This window comes from Chryseobacterium sp. S0630, from assembly GCF_024158915.1.
Lineage (GTDB): Bacteria > Bacteroidota > Bacteroidia > Flavobacteriales > Weeksellaceae > Chryseobacterium.
In genome coordinates, this window is record NZ_JAMZGF010000043.1 from 1 (window position 1) to 18,920 (window position 18,920).

At 38.5% G+C, this 18,920-nt stretch carries 23 protein-coding genes, 1 pseudogene and 1 riboswitch; of the genes and pseudogenes, 18 read left to right on the forward strand and 6 right to left on the reverse strand.

The features are described from left to right. Positions 1-402 precede the first annotated feature (402 nt). Positions 403-1,545 carry a 1-acyl-sn-glycerol-3-phosphate acyltransferase gene (locus tag NK356_RS16940; RefSeq protein WP_253317533.1) on the forward strand — a complete coding sequence of 381 codons (1,143 nt, stop codon included), beginning with the start codon at positions 403-405 and terminating at the stop codon, positions 1,543-1,545. Between the two features lie 68 nt (positions 1,546-1,613). On the opposite strand, the gene NK356_RS16945 is transcribed toward NK356_RS16940, so the two are convergent. Further along, positions 1,614-2,663: an alpha/beta fold hydrolase gene (locus NK356_RS16945; protein WP_253317534.1), complete on the reverse strand. Its 1,050-nt coding sequence runs from the start codon at positions 2,661-2,663 to the stop codon at positions 1,614-1,616. Positions 2,664-3,384: 721 nt separating this feature from the next. Further along, positions 3,385-3,541, forward strand: a riboswitch (Fluoride riboswitch). Between NK356_RS16945 and NK356_RS16950 the strand changes: the two genes are divergently transcribed. From NK356_RS16950 to NK356_RS16970, 5 genes and pseudogenes are all read left to right on the forward strand, one after another. Next, entirely contained in the window at positions 3,506-3,970 is a 465-nt protein-coding gene (locus tag NK356_RS16950) for an L-histidine N(alpha)-methyltransferase (RefSeq protein WP_253317535.1), read from the forward strand. It overlaps the preceding riboswitch by 36 nt. Positions 3,971-4,059: 89 nt before the next feature. Continuing rightward, a pseudogene (gene egtB / locus NK356_RS16955) lies at positions 4,060-5,212 on the forward strand (ergothioneine biosynthesis protein EgtB). 10 nt (positions 5,213-5,222) lie between these two features. After that, complete coding sequence (locus NK356_RS16960) at positions 5,223-6,143, forward strand: ABC transporter ATP-binding protein (protein ID WP_034697202.1); 921 nt, start codon at positions 5,223-5,225, stop codon at positions 6,141-6,143. Next, positions 6,140-7,708: an ABC transporter permease/substrate-binding protein gene (locus NK356_RS16965; RefSeq protein WP_253317536.1), complete on the forward strand. Its 1,569-nt coding sequence runs from the start codon at positions 6,140-6,142 to the stop codon at positions 7,706-7,708. Before NK356_RS16960 ends, NK356_RS16965 begins: the two co-directional genes overlap by 4 nt. 88 nt (positions 7,709-7,796) lie before the next feature. Beyond that, entirely contained in the window at positions 7,797-8,342 is a 546-nt protein-coding gene (locus tag NK356_RS16970; protein WP_253317537.1) for a hypothetical protein, read from the forward strand. 17 nt (positions 8,343-8,359) lie between these two features. Here the strand turns inward: NK356_RS16970 and NK356_RS16975 are convergent, their stop codons facing one another. The 3 genes from NK356_RS16975 to NK356_RS16985 form a co-directional block, all read right to left on the reverse strand. Then, the gene (locus NK356_RS16975) at positions 8,360-8,791 is read right to left on the reverse strand and encodes a DUF3592 domain-containing protein (protein ID WP_253317538.1); all 432 of its coding nucleotides are present in this window, start codon (positions 8,789-8,791) and stop codon (positions 8,360-8,362) included. Positions 8,792-8,881: 90 nt separating this feature from the next. Beyond that, entirely contained in the window at positions 8,882-10,369 is a 1,488-nt protein-coding gene (locus NK356_RS16980) for a class A beta-lactamase-related serine hydrolase (protein WP_253317539.1), read from the reverse strand. A gap of 87 nt (positions 10,370-10,456) precedes the next feature. Then, positions 10,457-11,029, reverse strand: a complete 573-nt coding sequence (locus tag NK356_RS16985) for a helix-turn-helix domain-containing protein (RefSeq protein ID WP_034697208.1) — start codon at positions 11,027-11,029, stop codon at positions 10,457-10,459. Between the two features lie 175 nt (positions 11,030-11,204). On the opposite strand from NK356_RS16985, the gene NK356_RS16990 reads away from it, so the two are divergent. Next, positions 11,205-12,086, forward strand: coding sequence for a CPBP family intramembrane glutamic endopeptidase (locus NK356_RS16990; protein WP_253317540.1), 882 nt, complete (start codon positions 11,205-11,207; stop codon positions 12,084-12,086). Between the two features lie 70 nt (positions 12,087-12,156). Here NK356_RS16990 and NK356_RS16995 read toward each other — a convergent pair whose 3' ends face one another. Then, positions 12,157-13,236, reverse strand: a complete 1,080-nt coding sequence (locus NK356_RS16995; protein ID WP_253317541.1) for a hypothetical protein — start codon at positions 13,234-13,236, stop codon at positions 12,157-12,159. A 386-nt stretch (positions 13,237-13,622) separates the two neighbouring features. Here NK356_RS16995 and NK356_RS17000 point away from each other — a divergent pair, with 386 nt between their 5' ends. From NK356_RS17000 to NK356_RS17050, 11 genes are all read left to right on the forward strand, one after another. Continuing rightward, positions 13,623-13,838 carry a RebB family R body protein gene (locus tag NK356_RS17000; protein ID WP_034697211.1) on the forward strand — a complete coding sequence of 72 codons (216 nt, stop codon included), beginning with the start codon at positions 13,623-13,625 and terminating at the stop codon, positions 13,836-13,838. 17 nt (positions 13,839-13,855) lie between these two features. Beyond that, a complete protein-coding gene (locus NK356_RS17005; RefSeq protein ID WP_253317542.1) occupies positions 13,856-14,371 on the forward strand; it encodes a hypothetical protein in 516 nt (171 codons plus the stop codon). 38 nt (positions 14,372-14,409) lie between these two features. After that, positions 14,410-14,598 (forward strand): hypothetical protein, encoded by a 189-nt coding sequence (locus NK356_RS17010; protein ID WP_034697214.1) that lies wholly within the window; start codon positions 14,410-14,412, stop codon positions 14,596-14,598. After that, a complete protein-coding gene (locus NK356_RS17015) occupies positions 14,595-15,425 on the forward strand; it encodes a hypothetical protein (protein WP_034697216.1) in 831 nt (276 codons plus the stop codon). Before NK356_RS17010 ends, NK356_RS17015 begins: the two co-directional genes overlap by 4 nt. Before the next feature lie 35 nt (positions 15,426-15,460). After that, the gene (locus NK356_RS17020) at positions 15,461-15,844 is read left to right on the forward strand and encodes a hypothetical protein (protein ID WP_034697217.1); all 384 of its coding nucleotides are present in this window, start codon (positions 15,461-15,463) and stop codon (positions 15,842-15,844) included. Between the two features lie 20 nt (positions 15,845-15,864). Further along, positions 15,865-16,092 (forward strand): RebB family R body protein, encoded by a 228-nt coding sequence (locus tag NK356_RS17025; RefSeq protein ID WP_156106485.1) that lies wholly within the window; start codon positions 15,865-15,867, stop codon positions 16,090-16,092. 461 nt (positions 16,093-16,553) lie between these two features. Further along, entirely contained in the window at positions 16,554-16,811 is a 258-nt protein-coding gene (locus NK356_RS17030; RefSeq protein ID WP_034697220.1) for a RebB family R body protein, read from the forward strand. Between the two features lie 78 nt (positions 16,812-16,889). Continuing rightward, positions 16,890-17,147 carry a RebB family R body protein gene (locus NK356_RS17035; protein WP_034697223.1) on the forward strand — a complete coding sequence of 86 codons (258 nt, stop codon included), beginning with the start codon at positions 16,890-16,892 and terminating at the stop codon, positions 17,145-17,147. Between the two features lie 77 nt (positions 17,148-17,224). After that, positions 17,225-17,482, forward strand: a complete 258-nt coding sequence (locus tag NK356_RS17040) for a RebB family R body protein (RefSeq protein ID WP_034697225.1) — start codon at positions 17,225-17,227, stop codon at positions 17,480-17,482. Positions 17,483-17,566: 84 nt separating this feature from the next. Then, positions 17,567-17,824: a RebB family R body protein gene (locus tag NK356_RS17045; RefSeq protein WP_034697227.1), complete on the forward strand. Its 258-nt coding sequence runs from the start codon at positions 17,567-17,569 to the stop codon at positions 17,822-17,824. Between the two features lie 85 nt (positions 17,825-17,909). After that, entirely contained in the window at positions 17,910-18,173 is a 264-nt protein-coding gene (locus tag NK356_RS17050; protein ID WP_034697228.1) for a RebB family R body protein, read from the forward strand. A 64-nt stretch (positions 18,174-18,237) separates the two neighbouring features. Here NK356_RS17050 and NK356_RS17055 read toward each other — a convergent pair whose 3' ends face one another. After that, positions 18,238-18,918 (reverse strand): DNA-binding response regulator, encoded by a 681-nt coding sequence (locus tag NK356_RS17055; protein ID WP_253317543.1) that lies wholly within the window; start codon positions 18,916-18,918, stop codon positions 18,238-18,240. Positions 18,919-18,920: the final 2 nt, after the last annotated feature.

Genomic DNA, 18,920 nt, shown 5'->3' on the forward strand with positions numbered 1-18,920 from the left:
GGAATCCAGACACAGAAAGCTTGTGATAATGAATGAGGATAAAATAAGAGTTTAGATTCCTGCGGAATGACAAGGTGAGCGCTTATTTGTGCGTGTGTGTACGTGTACATAGTTACTTGCTTCAGACATAATATAAACTATTCGCTTAGACTATCCACAACGTTTGTCATTCCGTAGGAATCTCAATATAACACGTTTAAGTTTAGGCTAAAGCCAAAGGAATGTTTTCTTATTAAAATGGGCTAAAGCCCATTTCTATTGAATTTCTACTACAGACTAAGAGAGAAGAGTGCTGTCGAATCCAAACTCCTACGCCCTTCATAATACTTTAACACCCTTTATACCCTCTCCCCCGATAAATTTTCGTTCTTTTGCAAAAAGTTTTAATTTTTACCTAACCGCATGTCTAAGTTTGATGAAATCCGGTATTTCTATGATCAGGAAGTGAATGAGAGATTACAGAGCATAGCCCGTGATCCCATGATGAAAGCCTTTATGAATTTTACTTTTCCTGATACAAATGAGCAGGTTTGGCTGGAACAGTTTAAGAATGTTCATTCCATCAGTGATTTTCAGCATCAGTTTGTAGCCTTTGCCGTTCGCCAGATTCTTGCAAAAAGTTCTGATGGCTTAACGACTTCAGGATTTGATAAGCTGGATAAAAACACCTCTTACCTTTTCATCTCGAACCACAGAGATATCGTTCTGGATACTTCACTGCTTAATCTGGTATTGCTGGAAGGTGGTTATGTAATGACGGCTTCTGCTATTGGAGATAATCTTGTCCGCAAGAACTTCTTAAACGTACTGGCTAAACTGAACCGTAACTTTCTGGTACAAAGAGGTCTGCCGCTTCGTGAACAACTTACCAGTTCACAGACGATGTCTGAGTATATTAAAGAGCTGCTTCTTCAGGAAAACCGTTCTGTATGGATTGCCCAGCGTGAAGGCCGTACCAAAAACGGTAACGATTCTACCCAGCAAGGTGTTTTGAAAATGCTTGCCATGGCAGCCGGAGACCAATCATTGATAGATTATTTTAAAACATTAAAGATTGTTCCTATCTCTATCTCCTATGAATATGACCCTACAGATTCGTTAAAAATGCCTCAGCTGCTGGCACAACACAGGGATGAGGAATATATTAAAGGGAAAAATGAAGATTTCACCAACATTATCAGCGGAATTCTGGGCCAAAAGAAACGTATTCATCTTCATGCCGGAGATGTTCTGGATAAAGAACTGGATGAAATAGCAGCCACCATTGATAATAAAAACAAACAGCTGCAGGCCATTGCACAGGTAATTGACCGTTCTATCATCAGTAATTATAAGCTTTGGCCTACCAAGTATATCGCATACGATCTTCTTCATAACACGAATACGTACGCTTCCGAATATACGGAACAGGAAAAACAGTTATTTGCCCGCAGACTTGAAATGCGCATTGATCCGTCGGATCCTGTTTCCAGAGAATATTTCCTGGCCATGTACGCCAATCCTTTGGTGAATAAACTGAAGGTTGAAGAAGAATCTAAAAACTAGTTTAGGATACTATAAAGATAAAAAACCACTGTTATTGAGCAGTGGTTTTGTTGTATTCTTTCAGATTTTTATTTGGATTGCGACATGGAGTCTACTTCTATGATTGCATCTGCAAACGCTTTTGGAGCTTCCTGTGGCAAATTGTGTCCAATTCCTCCCGTGAAAGTATGGTGCGCATATTGACCTGTAAATCTGGAAGCATAACTTTCCGGGGCAGGAAATGCAGCTCCGTTGGCATCGCCTTCCAGGGTAACAGTTGGAACTGTAATCGATGGAGATTTTGCCAGTTTCGCTTCAAACGCATCGTATTGCTTTTCTCCTTTTGCTAATCCCAGACGCCAGCGGTAATTGTGAATTACAATATCCACATGATCAGGATTATCGAATGCTTTAGCAGAACGCTCGTAGGTCTGGTCATCAAAAGCCCATTTTGGAGAAGCCGTTTTCCATATCAATTTGTTAAATGCCATAGTATTCGCTTTGTACCCTTTATACCCTCTTTCTGTTGAAAAATAATACTGATACCACCATAAAAATTCAGCGTTGGGGGGAAGAGGTTTTTCGTTTGCTTTTGGGCTTCCTATTAAATATCCGCTTACAGCCACCAAACCTGTACAGCGTTCAGGCCATAGTGCTGCCATAATATCTGCGGTTCTTGCACCCCAGTCAAAGCCGCCAATGATCGCTTTATCAATTTTCAGAGCATCCATAAAAGCAATGATGTCCAATGCAACAGCACTCTGCTGACCATTTCGTTTGGTATCCGGTGAGACAAAGGTAGTGGTTCCATAGCCTCTTAAATAAGGAACTAACACACGGTAGCCTTTTTCAGCAAGTATAGCGGAGGACTCTTCAAAACTATGGATATCATAAGGCCATCCATGAAGAAGGATCACAGGTTTTCCATTGGCTGGACCTACTTCTGCATATCCAACGTTCAACAGTCCGGCTCTTATTTGCTTTGTATTCTGGAAAGCAGTTTTTACAGCTAGGTTTTCGATGTTTTTCCCACCAGTGGTATACGTCTGTGCTTTTAAAGACAAAAGCCCCATTCCCATCAAAATAAACAGGGATAAAATGGATTGTATTTTTTTACTGAAATTCAATGTAGTATTCATAATAGTGATGTTTTGTGATGGTAAAATTATGGTAAAGCAGAGCTCGAAATAAGGACAACTACTTTGAACAGGTCATATTGAATGGTGAATACTGATTTTCGGGTGGTAAACCGGACAGCTTCCCTACTCTTCTTCACTGGTTTTACTTTCAAAAGAAAGGATTCCTGATGGATAAAAAAATACCACATCTGATAAAAACCTCATGATAATCATCCTATTAAGAGTAAAATTGTTTATATTTAATTAGATATATGCAAAGAATTGTCATGTTGTAAAAGGCAGGATAATTGCAATAATCTACGAAATCACACAAAATAAGACTTATGAATGTACAGTTAGACCCACAATCTAAGACTGAAGAGAATGCTGTTGATCATTTCCGTTCAGATGTTTTGAACGGACTCCAGAATACTCCTAAAAAATTATCTTCAAAATATTTTTACGATAAGATCGGCGATCATCTTTTTCAGCAAATAATGGCCATGCCTTCCTATTATCTGACCCGTTGTGAACTCGATATTTTCAAAAATAAAACAGATGAACTTATAGATCTGCTTATTCCAGGAAACGAACCTTTTGACCTGATTGAATTAGGAGCAGGAGACGCCATGAAATCGACCTACTTACTTGAACAGCTGATCAGGAAAGGGATTGACTTTACTTACATGCCGATTGATATCTCAGGAAATATCCTTTCCATACTCCACAAAAAACTAAGCAGCCAGCTTCCGGAAATGAAAATTACCTGTCTGGAAGGAGATTATTTTGAAATGCTTCAAAAAACCGCTTCCTTATCGGACCGGAGAAAAGTTGTTCTATTTTTAGGAAGTAATATCGGGAATATGACTCCTGAAGAAGCTGATGATTTCTGCCTGCATCTGAATAACAATCTATCTCCAAAAGATCGTGTATTGATAGGATTTGACCTCAAGAAAAATCCACACATTATTCTGGAGGCTTATAATGACAAAGAAGGAATTACCGCTTCTTTTAACCTAAATCTTCTTACCCGTATCAACAATGAACTGGGTGGTAATTTCGATCTGAAACAATTTCAGCATTACCAGACTTATGATCCGGTTACCGGAGCCTGCAGAAGTTTTCTGATCAGCCTTATCAGCCAGGATGTGACGATTGACAATACAAAGATTTCTTTTGATGAAAACGAACTTATCGACATGGAAATCTCACAGAAATTCTCTCCTGAAAAGATCAGGGAATTGGGCGAAAAATCAGGTTTTACCATCACAGGAGAGATCAAAGATGCTAAAAAATGGTTTGTAGACAGCATCTGGCAGGTAAAATAAAAAAAGATGATACACACAGTACATCTGCAAAAGTGAAAAATAAAACCTCCTTATTTCATTGAAATTCAATCATTAAAAAACTAAAAGACATGACACCAGAGATCACCACAAAAGATATTACTAAAAAGTATAAGGACATCCGCAGACGTTCTGAGGAAATCTGTGCTCCACTGGAAATCGAGGATTATGTAGTACAGCCGATTGTAGATGTAAGCCCTCCGAAATGGCATCTGGGTCATACCACCTGGTTTTTTGAGACTTTCATTCTTACCCCGCATTTTCCGGATTATAAAGTTTTTGATCCACAGTATAATTTTGTTTTCAACAGCTACTATGAGACCATCGGAGCACGGGTGATCCGCACTGACCGCGGAAACCTCAGCCGTCCTTCTGTTTCAGAGGTGTATCAATATCGAAAATATGTAGATGAGCATATGGAAGCTTTTCGAAGCTCTTGAACCGCTTTTGGAACTGGGACTAAATCATGAGCAGCAGCACCAGGAATTATTAGTCACAGACATTAAATATATTTTAGGACATAATCCGCTTTTCCCTGCCTATACAAAAGAAGAAAAACCCAGACAAAACAGCTCCGAAGATCTGGAAATGCTCAGGTTTTCTGAAGGAGTTTATGAAATTGGATATAAAGGAGATGGATTTTGCTTTGATAATGAATTAGGAAGGCATAAAGTATATCTTCCAGACTTTGAAATTGCCAGCCGTCTCGTCACCAATAGTGAATATTTAGAATTTATGAAAGCAGGCGGATATGAAGATTTCAGGCACTGGCATGCGGAAGGATGGGACTGGGTGAAACAGAATGCTGCGAAATCTCCACTATACTGGCATTATATCGAAAACAAATGGATGTATTATACCCTCAATGGCTTACAGGAAATAGACCCTGATGCTCCATTGTGCCACATCAATTTTTATGAAGCCTCCGCTTTCGCCTCCTGGAAAGGAATGCGTCTGCCCACTGAAGAAGAATGGGAAACGGCTTCCGTTTATTTTGACTGGGGAACACGCTGGGAATGGACGAATTCTGCTTATCTGCCTTATCCTCATTTTAAGAAAGAAGCAGGTGCTGTAGGTGAATATAACGGGAAATTCATGATCAACCAAATGGTTTTAAGAGGAGCTTCGGAAGCCACACCTCCGGGACACAGCAGAAATACATACCGCAATTTTTTTCAGCCCAATTTAAAATGGCAGTTCACAGGAATCAGACTTGCTCAGTAATTTTTTACCGATGATCACAGTAGAATCAATTTCAAAGAGTTTTAATGGAAAAAAAGCAGTAGATCAAATTTCTTTTCAGGCATTTGATCAGGAGATTCTTGTTCTTTTAGGAACCAGCGGGTGCGGGAAAACCACCACGCTTAAGATGATCAACCGTCTCATAGAAGCAGATTCCGGAAATATTTTCATAGATGACAAAAACATCCGTGATCAGAAAGCCGAGGAACTGAGAATGGGAATTGGTTTTGTCATGCAGCATTCGGGGTTATTTCCCCATTACACGATTCAGCAGAATATTGCAGTAGTTCCTGAGCTGTTGAAATGGGACAAAAAGAAAACAGAGAGAAAAACGCATGAGCTTTTGGCTAAACTCCATCTTTCTGAAGAGGTACTTTCCCGATTCCCCCACGAGTTGAGCGGCGGACAACAGCAACGTGTAGGTATTGCAAGAGCCTTGATTGCAGATAATCCTGTTTTGCTGATGGATGAACCTTTCGGAGCACTTGATACGATTACCAAGGCTGATATTCATTCTGAATTTAAATCTTTGGAAGAACTTAAAAGTAAAACCATCATACTGGTTACTCACGATGTACAGGAAGCCTTTGAGTTGGGACATAGGATTTGTCTGATGGATCAGGGAAAAATTGTACAGACTGGTACTCCCAGTGAAATGCTTTACCATCCTGAAAATGACTTTGTACTTGATTTTTTTGCTAAAAACCGTCTTTTATTAGAGTATAAAGTAACATCGTTGCATCATATCAGTCCGTTTCTTACGCCTGAAAATTCATACTACAGACCAAACGGTACGGGTAGTACAAGTGTCTGGGATATTTTACAGCAATTGAGTTCTGATCACCAAAACGCTGAAGTGTATGAAGAAGTGGTCAGAGCATTTAATCAGTATAGAAAATCACAGATGGTATGACGCAGCAACAGAGTCTTTGGCAATTTATTGCGGAACAGCACGAAAAACTAACCACTCAGATTATTCAGCATCTTGGGCTTACCTTTTTGTCTTTGCTTCTGGCTATCATTGTTGGAGTGCCATTAGGAATACTTATTTCCAGAAAAAAGAAACTTTCAAGCCCGGTGCTGGGTATTGCCGGTATTTTACAGACTATTCCGAGTATTGCATTGCTGGGATTTATGATTCCTGTTTTAGGCATTGGCCCGAAGCCTGCTATTGCCGCTTTATTGATCTATGCTCTCCTTCCCATTATCCGGAATACCTATACCGGAATTACGGGTGTAGATCCGGCAGTCATTGAGGCAGCCAAGGCCATGGGAATGAACAGAAGCCAGCTTCTTTTTAAGGTAAAGCTACCTTTAGCCATGCCGGTTATCATCGCAGGCATCAGGACAGCTGCTGTTATTAATGTTGGAGTGGCTACTCTTGCCTCTTTTGTGGCAGCAGGTGGTTTGGGAGAGTTTATCTTCGGAGGAATTTCACTCAACAATACGAATATGATATTGGCTGGGGCCATTCCAGCGGCATTATTGGCTGTTTTTCTGGATCAGGTTATTGCCATGATTCAGAAATCGGGGTACCGTTTTTTTCAAAAACTGAAATATATTCTTCCTGTTATTCTTATTATTCTGGGAATAGGATATGTTTCGTTTTTTGGATCACACCGTACGATTAAAGCAGGTTTCACACCGGAATTTATGGGGAGACAGGATGGTGATATCGGACTTCGTTCAGTCTATGGACTCAATGTGAATCCTCTTGTGGTAAGCGATGCGATTATGTATAAGGCTGCTTATGAGAATGAACTGGATCTGATCAGCGGATATTCTACAGACGGCAGAATCAAAGCCTATGATCTGTATGTACTGAATGATGATAAAAAAATATTTCCCCCTTATTATGCAGCTCCCATCATCAAGACCAAAACTCTGAAAAAATTTCCGGAATTGGAAACAACTTTAAACCTACTGGCAGGAAAGTTCAGTGATTCTATCATGACGGATCTGAATTACAGAGCTGATCATCTTCATCAAACCCCGGAAAAGATTGCAAAAGATTTTCTCATCAGAAATAATCTGTATAAAAGTTCCCGAAAAGGAAATTCCGGAACTGTGAGAATTGGTTCAAAAATCTTTGGGGAACAATATATTCTCGCAGAAATGTATACCCTGCTTATTGAAGGATACACAGATTATAAAGTGGAAACGAAAACAGGGTTAGGAGGAACAAAAATATGTTTTGATGCTCTAATGAATGATGCCATAGATTTTTACCCTGAATATACGGGAACAGGGCTTCTGGTCCTTTTAAAGCCTACAGCAGAAGTCATTGGAAATGTTTCGCAAAGTCCCGATAAAACCTACACCTATGTGAATTCAGAGTTTGAAAAGCAATATGGAATTCAATGGCTGCAGCCTTTAGGATTTAATAATGCTTATGCATTGATGATGCGTAGAAAGCAGGCTGAAGAGCTTCACATCAAAAGTATATCTGACCTCAAGCAGTATTTTTCCGGCCCGTAGAATACAGACCTCTGTGGATGTATTATTAATGGTAAAGTAAAAATCATCTCTTTAAAATAAATATTATCTTCGTACAAAATTTGACAAAATGAAGAAAATGCTATTTCTGGCTTCGGCTGTATTAGTTCTCAATTCCTGTGTGGTAAGAACGGCTACAAAAGTAGTATCTGGTGCTGTAAATTTAGGATATAAAGCAGTAAAAGGAACCGTAAACGGAATCAGCTGGGCCGTAAGCAAGGCGAAAGGAAAAATTGATGAAGACCGTGTGGACGGTACTTGGAAAGTAGTAGGTGTGTATCGTGGTTCTTTCGAGGATTTTTCAAAAGATCAGAATCCTGATGGTTCATTTACTTCGGAATGTACGGAAGGTTTTGATCAGATTGTTTTCAGGGCTAAAAAATCTAAATTCAAGCCTGTACATTGCAGCACACAGGATGAAGATTGGGTAAAATATTCTATGGAATTTGGAAAAAATCCTTCCACGAAAGAAAAGGAAAACTATATTGAGTACAATTCCAACAATTATATTTCTGTGATTGATGTTACTAATAAAACTATGGTTCTGGAAGGCAATCTGATGCCTAAATTAGGATTTTCCGGAGCTAAATTATATCTTCTTGAAAAGGTAAAATAGAAATACAGAGGGTGAGGTTATTTCAAAAACTGCTCTGCAATAAAATAACCTCCTCCTACTACCAATAATGGCAAAGCGATAGAAATCAGCACCAAAGGCCACACAAAAATTCTGAAATAAGTATACAAACTTACGGAAGACGGATCGTCAGGATTATAAATAACAGTTTCTGTTTCTCCTACTGACCAGGCTGAAGGATTGGTACCTTCCGGCAGTTCATAGGTATATTCCATATTATTCCGGGCCTGGAAGGTAAACAGAGGGCTAAATACTATTCCATCCGAGTCTTCATATTCTCTCAATGAAGTAACGGTGGCTGTAGCCTTTTCAGCTTTGTTTAAGAATGAAAGAGTGCTTCTGAAGCTCAGCAATGCTGCCACAAACAGAATGACTCCTGCTCCCAGGATGATATAATATTGCCACATAGCTTTCGTGTTATTTCTGTTCATAATTTGATATCCTGGAAACAAATACACACCTATTGCATTTATTTCCAGATTGATACCCCGAATATACAAAGATTTTCATTGCATAAGCAGTTATCGGGTTTCTATCTCAACAATCTTCTTCCCTTCCTTTCCCAGATAATGAAGCACAAGCTTTTCATAAACCTTATAGCCATCATCAATATTGGTGAAAATTACAACTCCTTTACCTGAATTAGGCAATAGGATAGCAATACATTGTGTGCCTTTATCAGCGCCACTGTGTGATAAAGCATAATCACCATTTCCAAGGTCATATATTTCGAATCCCAATCCAAAATATTTATTCTCTTTTGTTTTGACCTGCTTTTTGATCATTTCCTGAAAAATTTCTGGTTTCAGATTTTTCCCTTTCATAACACTGATCATAAAATTTCCGTACTCTTCTATCGTGGTATGAAGATCATCAGCGGCATTGGCTGTATTATTTTTTTCGATGAGGTAAGCTTCCCTTTTTTCATTATATCCTGTTACAAATCTTGCTTCATCAGTGTTTTTATCCCAAATGTAACTGGTATCCTTCATTTTGAGAGGCTGGAAGATGAGTTCCTGTGCCAGCTGCTCCAACGTTTTCCCAAATTTCTTTTCCAGTGCTTTCCGAAGGTATTCAAAACCTTCTCCTGAGTATTGGTATTTGGTGCCGGGATCAAACTGAAAATTCAGCTTTTTATCTGTATTCATCCATCTCCAGTTCGGGAAACCTGTCTGGTGGCTCAGGATCATTCTGGTTGTTAATTTTTGATGCCTAGGATCGTTCGCAATATCAGGATCTATCCAATAGGTATCAAGAGGTTCATCCAGTTTCCACTTGCCTAAACTTATCAGTCGTAAGGCTACCATTGCTGTAACAGGTTTGGTGAGTGAGGCTACATTAAATAAGGCATTATGAGGTGCTGAAATTCCTTTTTTTATTTCACCAAAAACTTTTACCTGCTGTAATTTTCCATCTTCGATAATTCCTAATCCAAGAGCAGGAATATTATTTTCTTTCAACCAGCTTTGCATAGACTGATCGTTATCAAACATGGTTTCACTATCGGTAGTCTGCTTCGGATGATGATTAAAACTCAATGAATTTTTAAGCTTCCACTCATTATTTTCCAGTATCCATAAATGGGTGAATTTTGCTTCTCCCACTAATTTCCCGGCTTGGCTTCCCATCTTTTCATAAAACAGATGATCTCCGTTCTGAATGGCAGCATAGATCTTCCCATCTTTATACATGGGATAAACTTCTGTGCTTTTATCAACCAGTACTCTTTTTATCTGATAGGTTTCCGGGGATTTGCACAATCCGTTTTTAAAATCAATGATAAAGTTTTTCCTGTCCTCGAAACCTCCTTTATCATGATAAAATTCAAAGCTGTCACTCAACAGATTTTCCATCTGCTGTATGTTGCAGGTATTATATCCCACAGAAAAAAACAGGCTGTCTTTCGACATAATGGTTTTATAAAGAGGATCTGTTTTTTCTGTTTGTGCGTGCATGATACTCATGAACAGCATAAAAAAAGGAAGGCTCAATCTTGAAAACTTTGTCATTGTTATTTTTTTGACAAAGATTCAATTTCCTTTCGTTGTTCTGCTAAAAATGAACCCGACAAAAACCCGACAAAGCCATGACAGATTTTATATCATACTGAATTTCAGTCTAAAATAGAGTTTTTTATTCTTATCTATTTCGGCGGCATTGCGAAGGATAATAAACACATTGGAAAGCACAATAAGGATCATCAGGATCAGGGTAAACTGTTTTCCGAACTTTAAAAAGATGCCGAGCATGAAGGTAATAGGTGCCATCACTGTCCAGATCATCTGAACAGAAATAATCTGTCTGGCCAGACTGTTTCTCTGCTTCATACTATGCATGAGAATAAGCGGAACAAAAATGTTCAGTGGCGGTAAAAGGGTAAAGATGAGTGACGAAAGATTAATGATTTTAATGTATGAATAATTGATTGGAGCTTCCTCTTCTTTTACTTCTATTTCAACCTCATCTGTTTCTGAAATTATTTGTGGTTGATCCTGCTGCAATTCAATTTCTTCTATTTCCAGAGTCTGTGCCAGAGCTCTTAACGTATGCCCTTTAGGTTCTGTTCCGGATTCTATCCTTTGAATGGTTCTTACGGAAATCTTGGATTGTTCTGACAGCTCTTCCTGGGTCAGATTTTTTTGTTCTCTTATGGCTTTTAGCTTGGACATCGTTTGGGATATTCTGAAAAAAATGTTTTGGCTAATTTACAGTTTTCCTTATTAAATTTTTTTCTTACCTCCATTGATGTTTAAATTATTATTCATATAAAAAATAAGTGTATTTTTATTTAAAAATAACTTTCTATTTGTCAGTCATTTACAAACATCAACACCCAATCAGTTTATGGAAAATACGATATCCAAATCCGAAATCAGGAAGAATATTGCTACTTATCTGATTCTTACCCTGCTTTTCTGTCTTCCGGTCTATTATATGTGTATCCGTACAGGAAAACTTGGCGGCGGAATGATCTCTTATGCAACAATTGTCATGTGGTGTCCTGCTATTGCTGCATTTCTTACCTGTCGTATCCGGAATATCCCGATTTCATCTCTGGGATGGAAATGGGGACTGACAAAGTACCAGATCATGGCGTATTGCATTCCTATTCTTTACAGTTTAGTTCCTTACCTCATCATCTGGATCAGTGGAGCCGGTGGTTTTTATAATCATGAATTTGTCGCAGAAATTGGCAAAGGAATGGGCTGGAACCTTTCAGATGGTCTCACAATCATTCTTTATGTTATTCTGATGAGTAGTTTTGGTATGGTACGATCAGTAGGCTCTGCATTAGGGGAAGAAATAGGCTGGCGTGGTCTTCTGACTCCTCAGCTGGCCAAAATGAATTCTTATACCGCTACTTCCCTTTGGATGGGTGTGATCTGGTCGATCTACCATTATCCTCTCCTTCTTTTTTCCAATTATAATACAGGTGGGCCTAAATGGCTGGCTCTTCTATGTTTTACGGTTATGATATTTGCAGCCTGTTTTATTTTCACTTGGTTAAGATTAAAATCCGGGAGTTTATGGACAGGCGTTATTTTACATGCCAGTCATAACCTTTTTATACAGTCTATTTTTACTCCTCTCACTGTAGATACGGGAAATACCAATTATTATATTGATGAGTTTGGTATTGCTCTGCCTATTGCAACAGCTGTTGTGGCTTATTTCTTCTGGAGGAAGAGGAAAGAACTGGATGAGGATCGTCTACTTTCAGCATAATCTGTTTATTAAAAAGACAGCCTTTTATTGAAAGGACTGTCTTTTTACTATATTCTTAATTTTGAAAAATCTATTCCGGAGCAATTACTTCAATAAGCCGTATTCTGCTGAGCAGATCCTGAAATATTTCCTGAGTATCTCCGCTCTCACCTAGCGAAATACTTAATCCCTCTCCTTCCTTATCTTCATTTTTAAGGCCTATTCTGCCTGCTTTTTGGCCTTCACTGTTACTTATTTCTTCAAACGGTATTTCGTTATCTTCAAACCATGATTTAATTTTTGCTACCGCAGAATTACTATTCTTTGATGTTCTTTGTAAAACTAACTGGTCCGGCTTTCCAAAGAATCCTTTAGCATTTTTATTCAATACAAACTGCACGAGAAATTTAAACTGATGCCTGTCAGGTCTCGCATACCATCTGGCCTGGCTGTATCCACCCAAATGGTGACGAACAGGTATCTCGTTCGGTATATTATCGTTGGCAAATACCTTTGTATTCATTATTTCATGATGGAAAGTAAGATCAGTTTTAATATTTCCACCTTCTGCCCTATATTTTTCAGCCCATTCACTTATTCCTTTAAACTCTGTTTCTCCCATTGTTCTGTAGAATGTCATCGTCTGGAGATCAGGGCTGCCTTCTGTTCCATTTCTCAATAAACTAAGTCTTTGTCTCATAAATTCTTTACTTTTACTTCCGTTATCCCATCTTCTTTCATGAAATTTTTTGATAAAAAACAATTGCTGCAGATCCCGATATACAGAAGATGTAATAACCTGGGTATTCATGATGATATTAACTTCATACCTTTCCTTTTCGCTGACATCCCCATAATTTTTTTTTCTTTCATTTTCATATTTGTCACTTTCCCACTGATCATGGTTGAATTTATAGTCTCCTTCAGATAAATAATCTGCATTATAAATGTCAAGTACCTGAATGATATCTTTTATATCTCCTCCCATCAGCTCCAGGGTTTCCAGCATCTTTCTTTCGTTTTCCCTGCTGTTTATAAAGTAGGTATTGAAGACCTCCTGCACAGTCATTGCTTTTATCTTTCCGTTTTTCAGCCTGATTCCTATCTTAGCTTTGTTATTTGTTCCTTTTGCACTGAAAAACAAATTGTTGTATTTTCCTATAATGCTCATAATCGTTTTATTTAAGGTTATTTATTTGATTTCTGAAATTTTTCTCTATTCTGACTTCCAGAGTTTTTATCCATATTAATAACACAAATTTCTGCGGAAACATTCTGACTCGTTAAAGGGGAAAAACCCATTTTCAGAAATTCAGGGTTTACCCGTATTCACAGATGATGTATTTGTGTATTTAATTAAGTAAACTTTCATATATAGCAAAGACTCATGCTTAAAATTTCACTCATAGGAGAATTCCCTTATTTTTTAAAATTCCGTTTTTTCCCTTAATGAAGATTTATTTTGTTTGATGAAATTTGTATCAGACAAAAGAGATCAACAATCTCATAGTCAACATTAGATTTTAAAAAAAAATAGTAACCCATTAAAACCAGAATATGGCAGAAACAGTAAACACCCAGACTACAGATGCAGTAACGCAGACTAACGTTACGGTACTTGGTGAGTCTCCCGCACAGGCTATGAGTATGCTTTACCAGATGGCCACGCATGCCAGTGGAATTTCCATTCAGAATTCTGTGACAAACCAGCAGAACTTGAACCAGCTCAACCCTGCGATTGTTGCAGATGCCATTAAAATTTTAAAAGGATAATTTAAAACCTTACCATCATGAGTGAAAACAACAGTGAAACCCAACAATCCCAGGCAGCCAATGCTACCACTCCGGCGGAGAAAGCTGTAGTATTTGTGAACAGTGAGGTATTGGCACCGCCTAAAGCTTCTCCAATGACCGGAGTAACCAAAGTAATGATAGAACAGTCTACAGGAATGATGGTTCAGGATTTACAGTCTTTCTTAAAAGGATTTGAGCAGGTAGGTTTGATTGCCCTGAGCAGGCTGGCCAATAATCTCCTGACCTACGGAACGACTTTCGGGCCGGCTCCGGGCAGTAAAGAAACCTCTGTTCAGATGGCAGAAAACATTCAAGGTCAGGATGCAGGAAAAGGCAATGAGATGATGAAAGACTTATTCAAAATGGTAAGTGATTATGCTGAAGTAAAGGCTAAGATTTCCAATACTATTTATAATGTCAATACGCTTCCTGTTTCAGAAGCCCTTCCTTCTCCCCCATCTTACACGGAAGTTTCTCCTGAAAATGAAGAATTTGAAAAAAAAAACGAGTAGATCCGGTTCCGGAAGAAGTCTCATCAGAAAAAGAAGGTATGAGAAAAAGCTTTATAACGGCTGATCATGGGGGAAAATTAGTATTAAAGTCGGTTAAACTGACACAGCCACTCGTAAAACCAGAGATTAAAGAAGCGGTAATTTCTTCTATAGAAACGGAAGTTAATCCCAAGAAAAAAACAATAATAGCCCAACTCATTGAAAAAATTAAAATAAATAAGAGATGAATTACTCCTCAGCAACCAAACCTGCCAAGATTTTAAACCTGGAAAGTTTAAATGATTTGAATGAAAGACTTTATCTGACCAGAAGCAATGATATTCTTTATCCGAATCCCAAAAGTGCAGATACCAAAAAGAATGATCCTCATGCGGAACGTTTTGTATTTAATCTTCAGACATCGGATATTAATGTTCAGCCTTCCATAAGACTGGTGAACTGTGTCAACAGATTAGGAAAAAGATACAATCATTTTCAGTGTTTTGTGGTAGAACCTAAGGATCAATCAACGGGAATAGCCGTGATTATGGTCAAACTGGATGATCCGAAAGCCTTTTACTGTAATGTGAGAATTTTACCTCTCAGCACTTTAGGTGAAGTGGCTTCTCCCGAATTGGATTCAAAGCTTCTTACCATCAATCTTGAAAAATCAAAATGTATACTCAAAACCGATATTACGATTACACCATCTAATACAGGGGAAGCACAGTATTCGGTACATGATGTGGATGTATCAGCTATTTCGGAACTGGTAAGCCAGAATGAAATCATAGAATTAAAAAGAGAACTGGAGTTTCAGGCCTCGAAACTGATTGCCCATTATTTTCAGGAAATCCTGAGTATTATCGTACACGAAACAACTCTAAATAACGGTACACCTCCCGTGATTCCGGATGATTACATCCTAACGCTTCCTCCTAACCAACTTAAAGAAATGTTATCGGCCAGTGCCATCTCAGCCTGTATTGCCCTGGAGATTACCGGATATAATGTAGTGAAAGAAATCAACCGTGACTGGAGATCTGCTGCTGCATTTATTAATTATCTGCTGTAATAAATAGATATTCTTATCTCATAAAAATACAACTTATGCACAGAAAAAACCGTAAGAAAACTCCCACTCCCAGGCCGCCTGTGCCTGTGACAGAACCTGAAATGGTTGAAAAAGAAATCATGCCTTTTGTTTTAAGACATGAAGACGAAATCATTACTTATATCAAGGAAAAAGCCATCAAAGAGACTATGAAGTCACTGGCTCCTCTTCTTGAAAAACTGGAAGAAGCCGTAAAACAGCATGAAGCAGCTCCTGTTCCTGTGGTCACTCCTCCACCGCCTGAAACTCCTGTAATGAATTATGAAGAACAGCTTAAAAAACTACAGGAAGCCTCAACAGCAAAGGTAAAAGAGAAAGAGCTTAAAATAATGGAGCGAATGAATAAGCTGAATACAAGATTAGGCAACATCCAAACTTAGAACCACCAAAATCAATGAATATGAACGAAATTGATACAATCGTTACAGGAATGTCTACCGCTGTACCTCAGGCTATTTCCGCACAGGTAAGCGCACACTCCACCGGACAGATGCAGATCAATTCTGCATTGAACCAACAACGGAATGCCATAACCGGCATCAGCCATTATGTAATGGGATTAAAAAAAATGAGTCCAAAAAATATAAAGCTCAAACAAATGGAGGCCATTAAAAAAGAACGTTTTTAATCCAGGTCTTTAAAAACTACGGATGCGGTTTATTTCCCTGCAAAGATGAAATCCGGTGCCCTCAGCATAATACAATCAGGTCAACATTTATTTTCGCACCGCTTTCAGATACTGTTAATGTCCAAAAGCAATCATTCAGAATCCGTCTTTAGCCCAAAGGAATCCGGCATTGCCAGTATACCTGCAGCAGGAATTTATTTTTGAGACAGATATTAAAAATAAAGACCGCATCCTTTTACAAAAAAATAGGGTTTAAACTCGCGCAGATTTTACAGATAGGGTTTCAACCATTGTATTCAGAGCCACCCTTCAGATCCAATTTATTCATAACCTGTTAATACCAATGCTTTTGAAGTCTATTCATCTGCAGGATCTGTGGTGAGTTTAAAACTCCAACATAAAACTAGTTTACCTCAATAATTTATTAACCGAGATCAGATCTCAAAAAAACAACTACAATTATGCCAGTTAATGAACAAATCACAGACGCAGTAACGCAATCGAACGTAAAAGTAGTAGGAGAATCTCCTGCAATGGCTTTGGCCAACGTGTATCAATCTGCAGCACATTCTACAGGAATCATGTTTGAAAATGCGGTAAATACGCAAAATCAACAGAACATTTTAGGCCAGGCAGCGACCACTCAGGGAATCCTGCAGATCTATAGCCTGGATACTGTAGCAGACGCAGTTTCTATTGCGAAGATCCTTAAGCCTTAATTTTTAAGCTATTTGATCAAAGCAATTGACCTCAACCGGAAAGCCCGGTTGTTTTTAACCTAATAAACCTTACTCATTATGCCAGTTAATGAACAAATCACAGACGCGGTAACGCAGTCTAACGTAAAAGTAGTAGCAGAATCTCCTGCCATGGCGTTAAGTAATGTGTATCAATCTGCTGCACATTCTACAGGAATTATGTTTGAAAATGCAACGAACGCTCAGAATCAACATAATATTGTTACCCAGGCAGCCACTACTCAGGGTGTGACCCAAATCTACAGTAAAGATACCATCGCTGATGCGCTTTCTATTGCTAAAATTCTTAAACCTTAATCACATTTTGCAGACCGCAGAATACATTAACCCGCCGGAAAACCCGGTGATTTTAACCCAAATAAACAATAATCATTATGCCAGTAAACGAAAAAATCACAGACGCAGTAACTCAATCCAACGTAAAAGTAGTAGCAGAATCTCCTGCAATGGCTCTAAGTAACGTGTATCAATCTGCAGCACATTCCACAGGAATTATGTTTGAAAATGCAATTAACACGCAAAACCAACAAAATATTGTTACTCAGGCAGCCACTACACAAGGGGTGACTCAAATCTACAGCCTGGATACGATAGCCGATGCGGTTTCTATTGCTAAAATCCTTACTCCGTAATCCCATTTTGCCAACAGCTTATATCCTTATCCGAACAGCCGGAAACTCCGGTTGTTTTTTAAACCAAAATAAACAATAATCATTATGCCAGTAAACGAACAAATCACAGACGCAGTAACGCAATCGAACGTAAAAGTAGTAGCTGAATCTCCTGCAATGGCTATGGCCAACGTATATCAATCAGCAGCACATTCTACAGGAATCCTGTTTGAAAACGCAGTGAATACCCAGAACCAGCAAAACATTGTTACTCAGGCGGCCACTACACAAGGTATCGCACAGATCTACAGCCTTGATACGGTTGCCGATGCAGTTTCAATTGCAAAGATCCTTAATCCGTAATCACTTTTTGCGAACAGCTTAAATACCATTATCCGAACAACCGGAAATTCCGGTTGTTTTTTAACCCAAATAAACAATAATCATTATGCCAGTAAACGAACAAATCACAGATGCAGTAACGCAATCGAACGTAAAAGTAGTAGGAGAATCTCCTGCAATGGCTTTGGCCAACGTCTATCAATCTGCTGCCCATTCTACAGGAATTATGTTTGAAAATGCAGTAAATGCACAAAACCAACAGAATATCTTAGGTCAGGCAGCCACTACACAAGGTGTTATTCAGATCTACAGCCTGGATACTGTGGCAGATGCAGTTTCTATTGCTAAAATTTTACATCCTAAATTATAGTGTTTTTAGATTTCTTGTTATCAGGGAGTACAATAATGTGCTCCCTGATTCTTTTTGGATCAAACTATTTATCAAATAATACAATTTCATCCGGATCGATCACCTTATTCTGTACGGCATAAATGACAAGTCCGGCCATATTTTTCACTCCGGTTTTGATCATCAGATTGGTCTTGTGAGTTTCTACTGTTTTGGGTGAAATAAACAATGAATCTGCAATTTCTTTGGTGCTCAACTGCTGGCAAACCAATTTTAAAACATCTATTTCTCTTTCTGTGAGTTCATTTTTGGAGAATGCATGAAACTCAGGAAGCTTATTGGAAAGCTGGGTTCTCATGACATCAATCTGGTCATTGGAAAAATAATGTCCGGTATGATAAACCGTCTTCATAACGGATAATAATTCCTCAAGTTCAATTTCTTTGGGCAAAAAAGCATGGGCTCCCATTTTCAGCATTTGTCCCATGAATGAACGGCGGTAGAAACTGGAAAGAACAATGATTTTTGTTTCGGTTTCTCTGTGAGCCAGTTCGGCCATGACTTCAAGGCCATCGCCATTGGTCATCCTCAGATCCAGAATAAGAATATCTAAAGAGGCAGAATCCTGTTCTTTGAGAAACTGATATCCTCCTGTTGAGGTAAGTACCACCTGATAGTCTCCGTTATTTTCAATATAATTTTTCAAAAGCTGTACAAACAGCAGGTCATCATCTACAATTCCGATTTTAATTTTTGAGTGTTCCATGT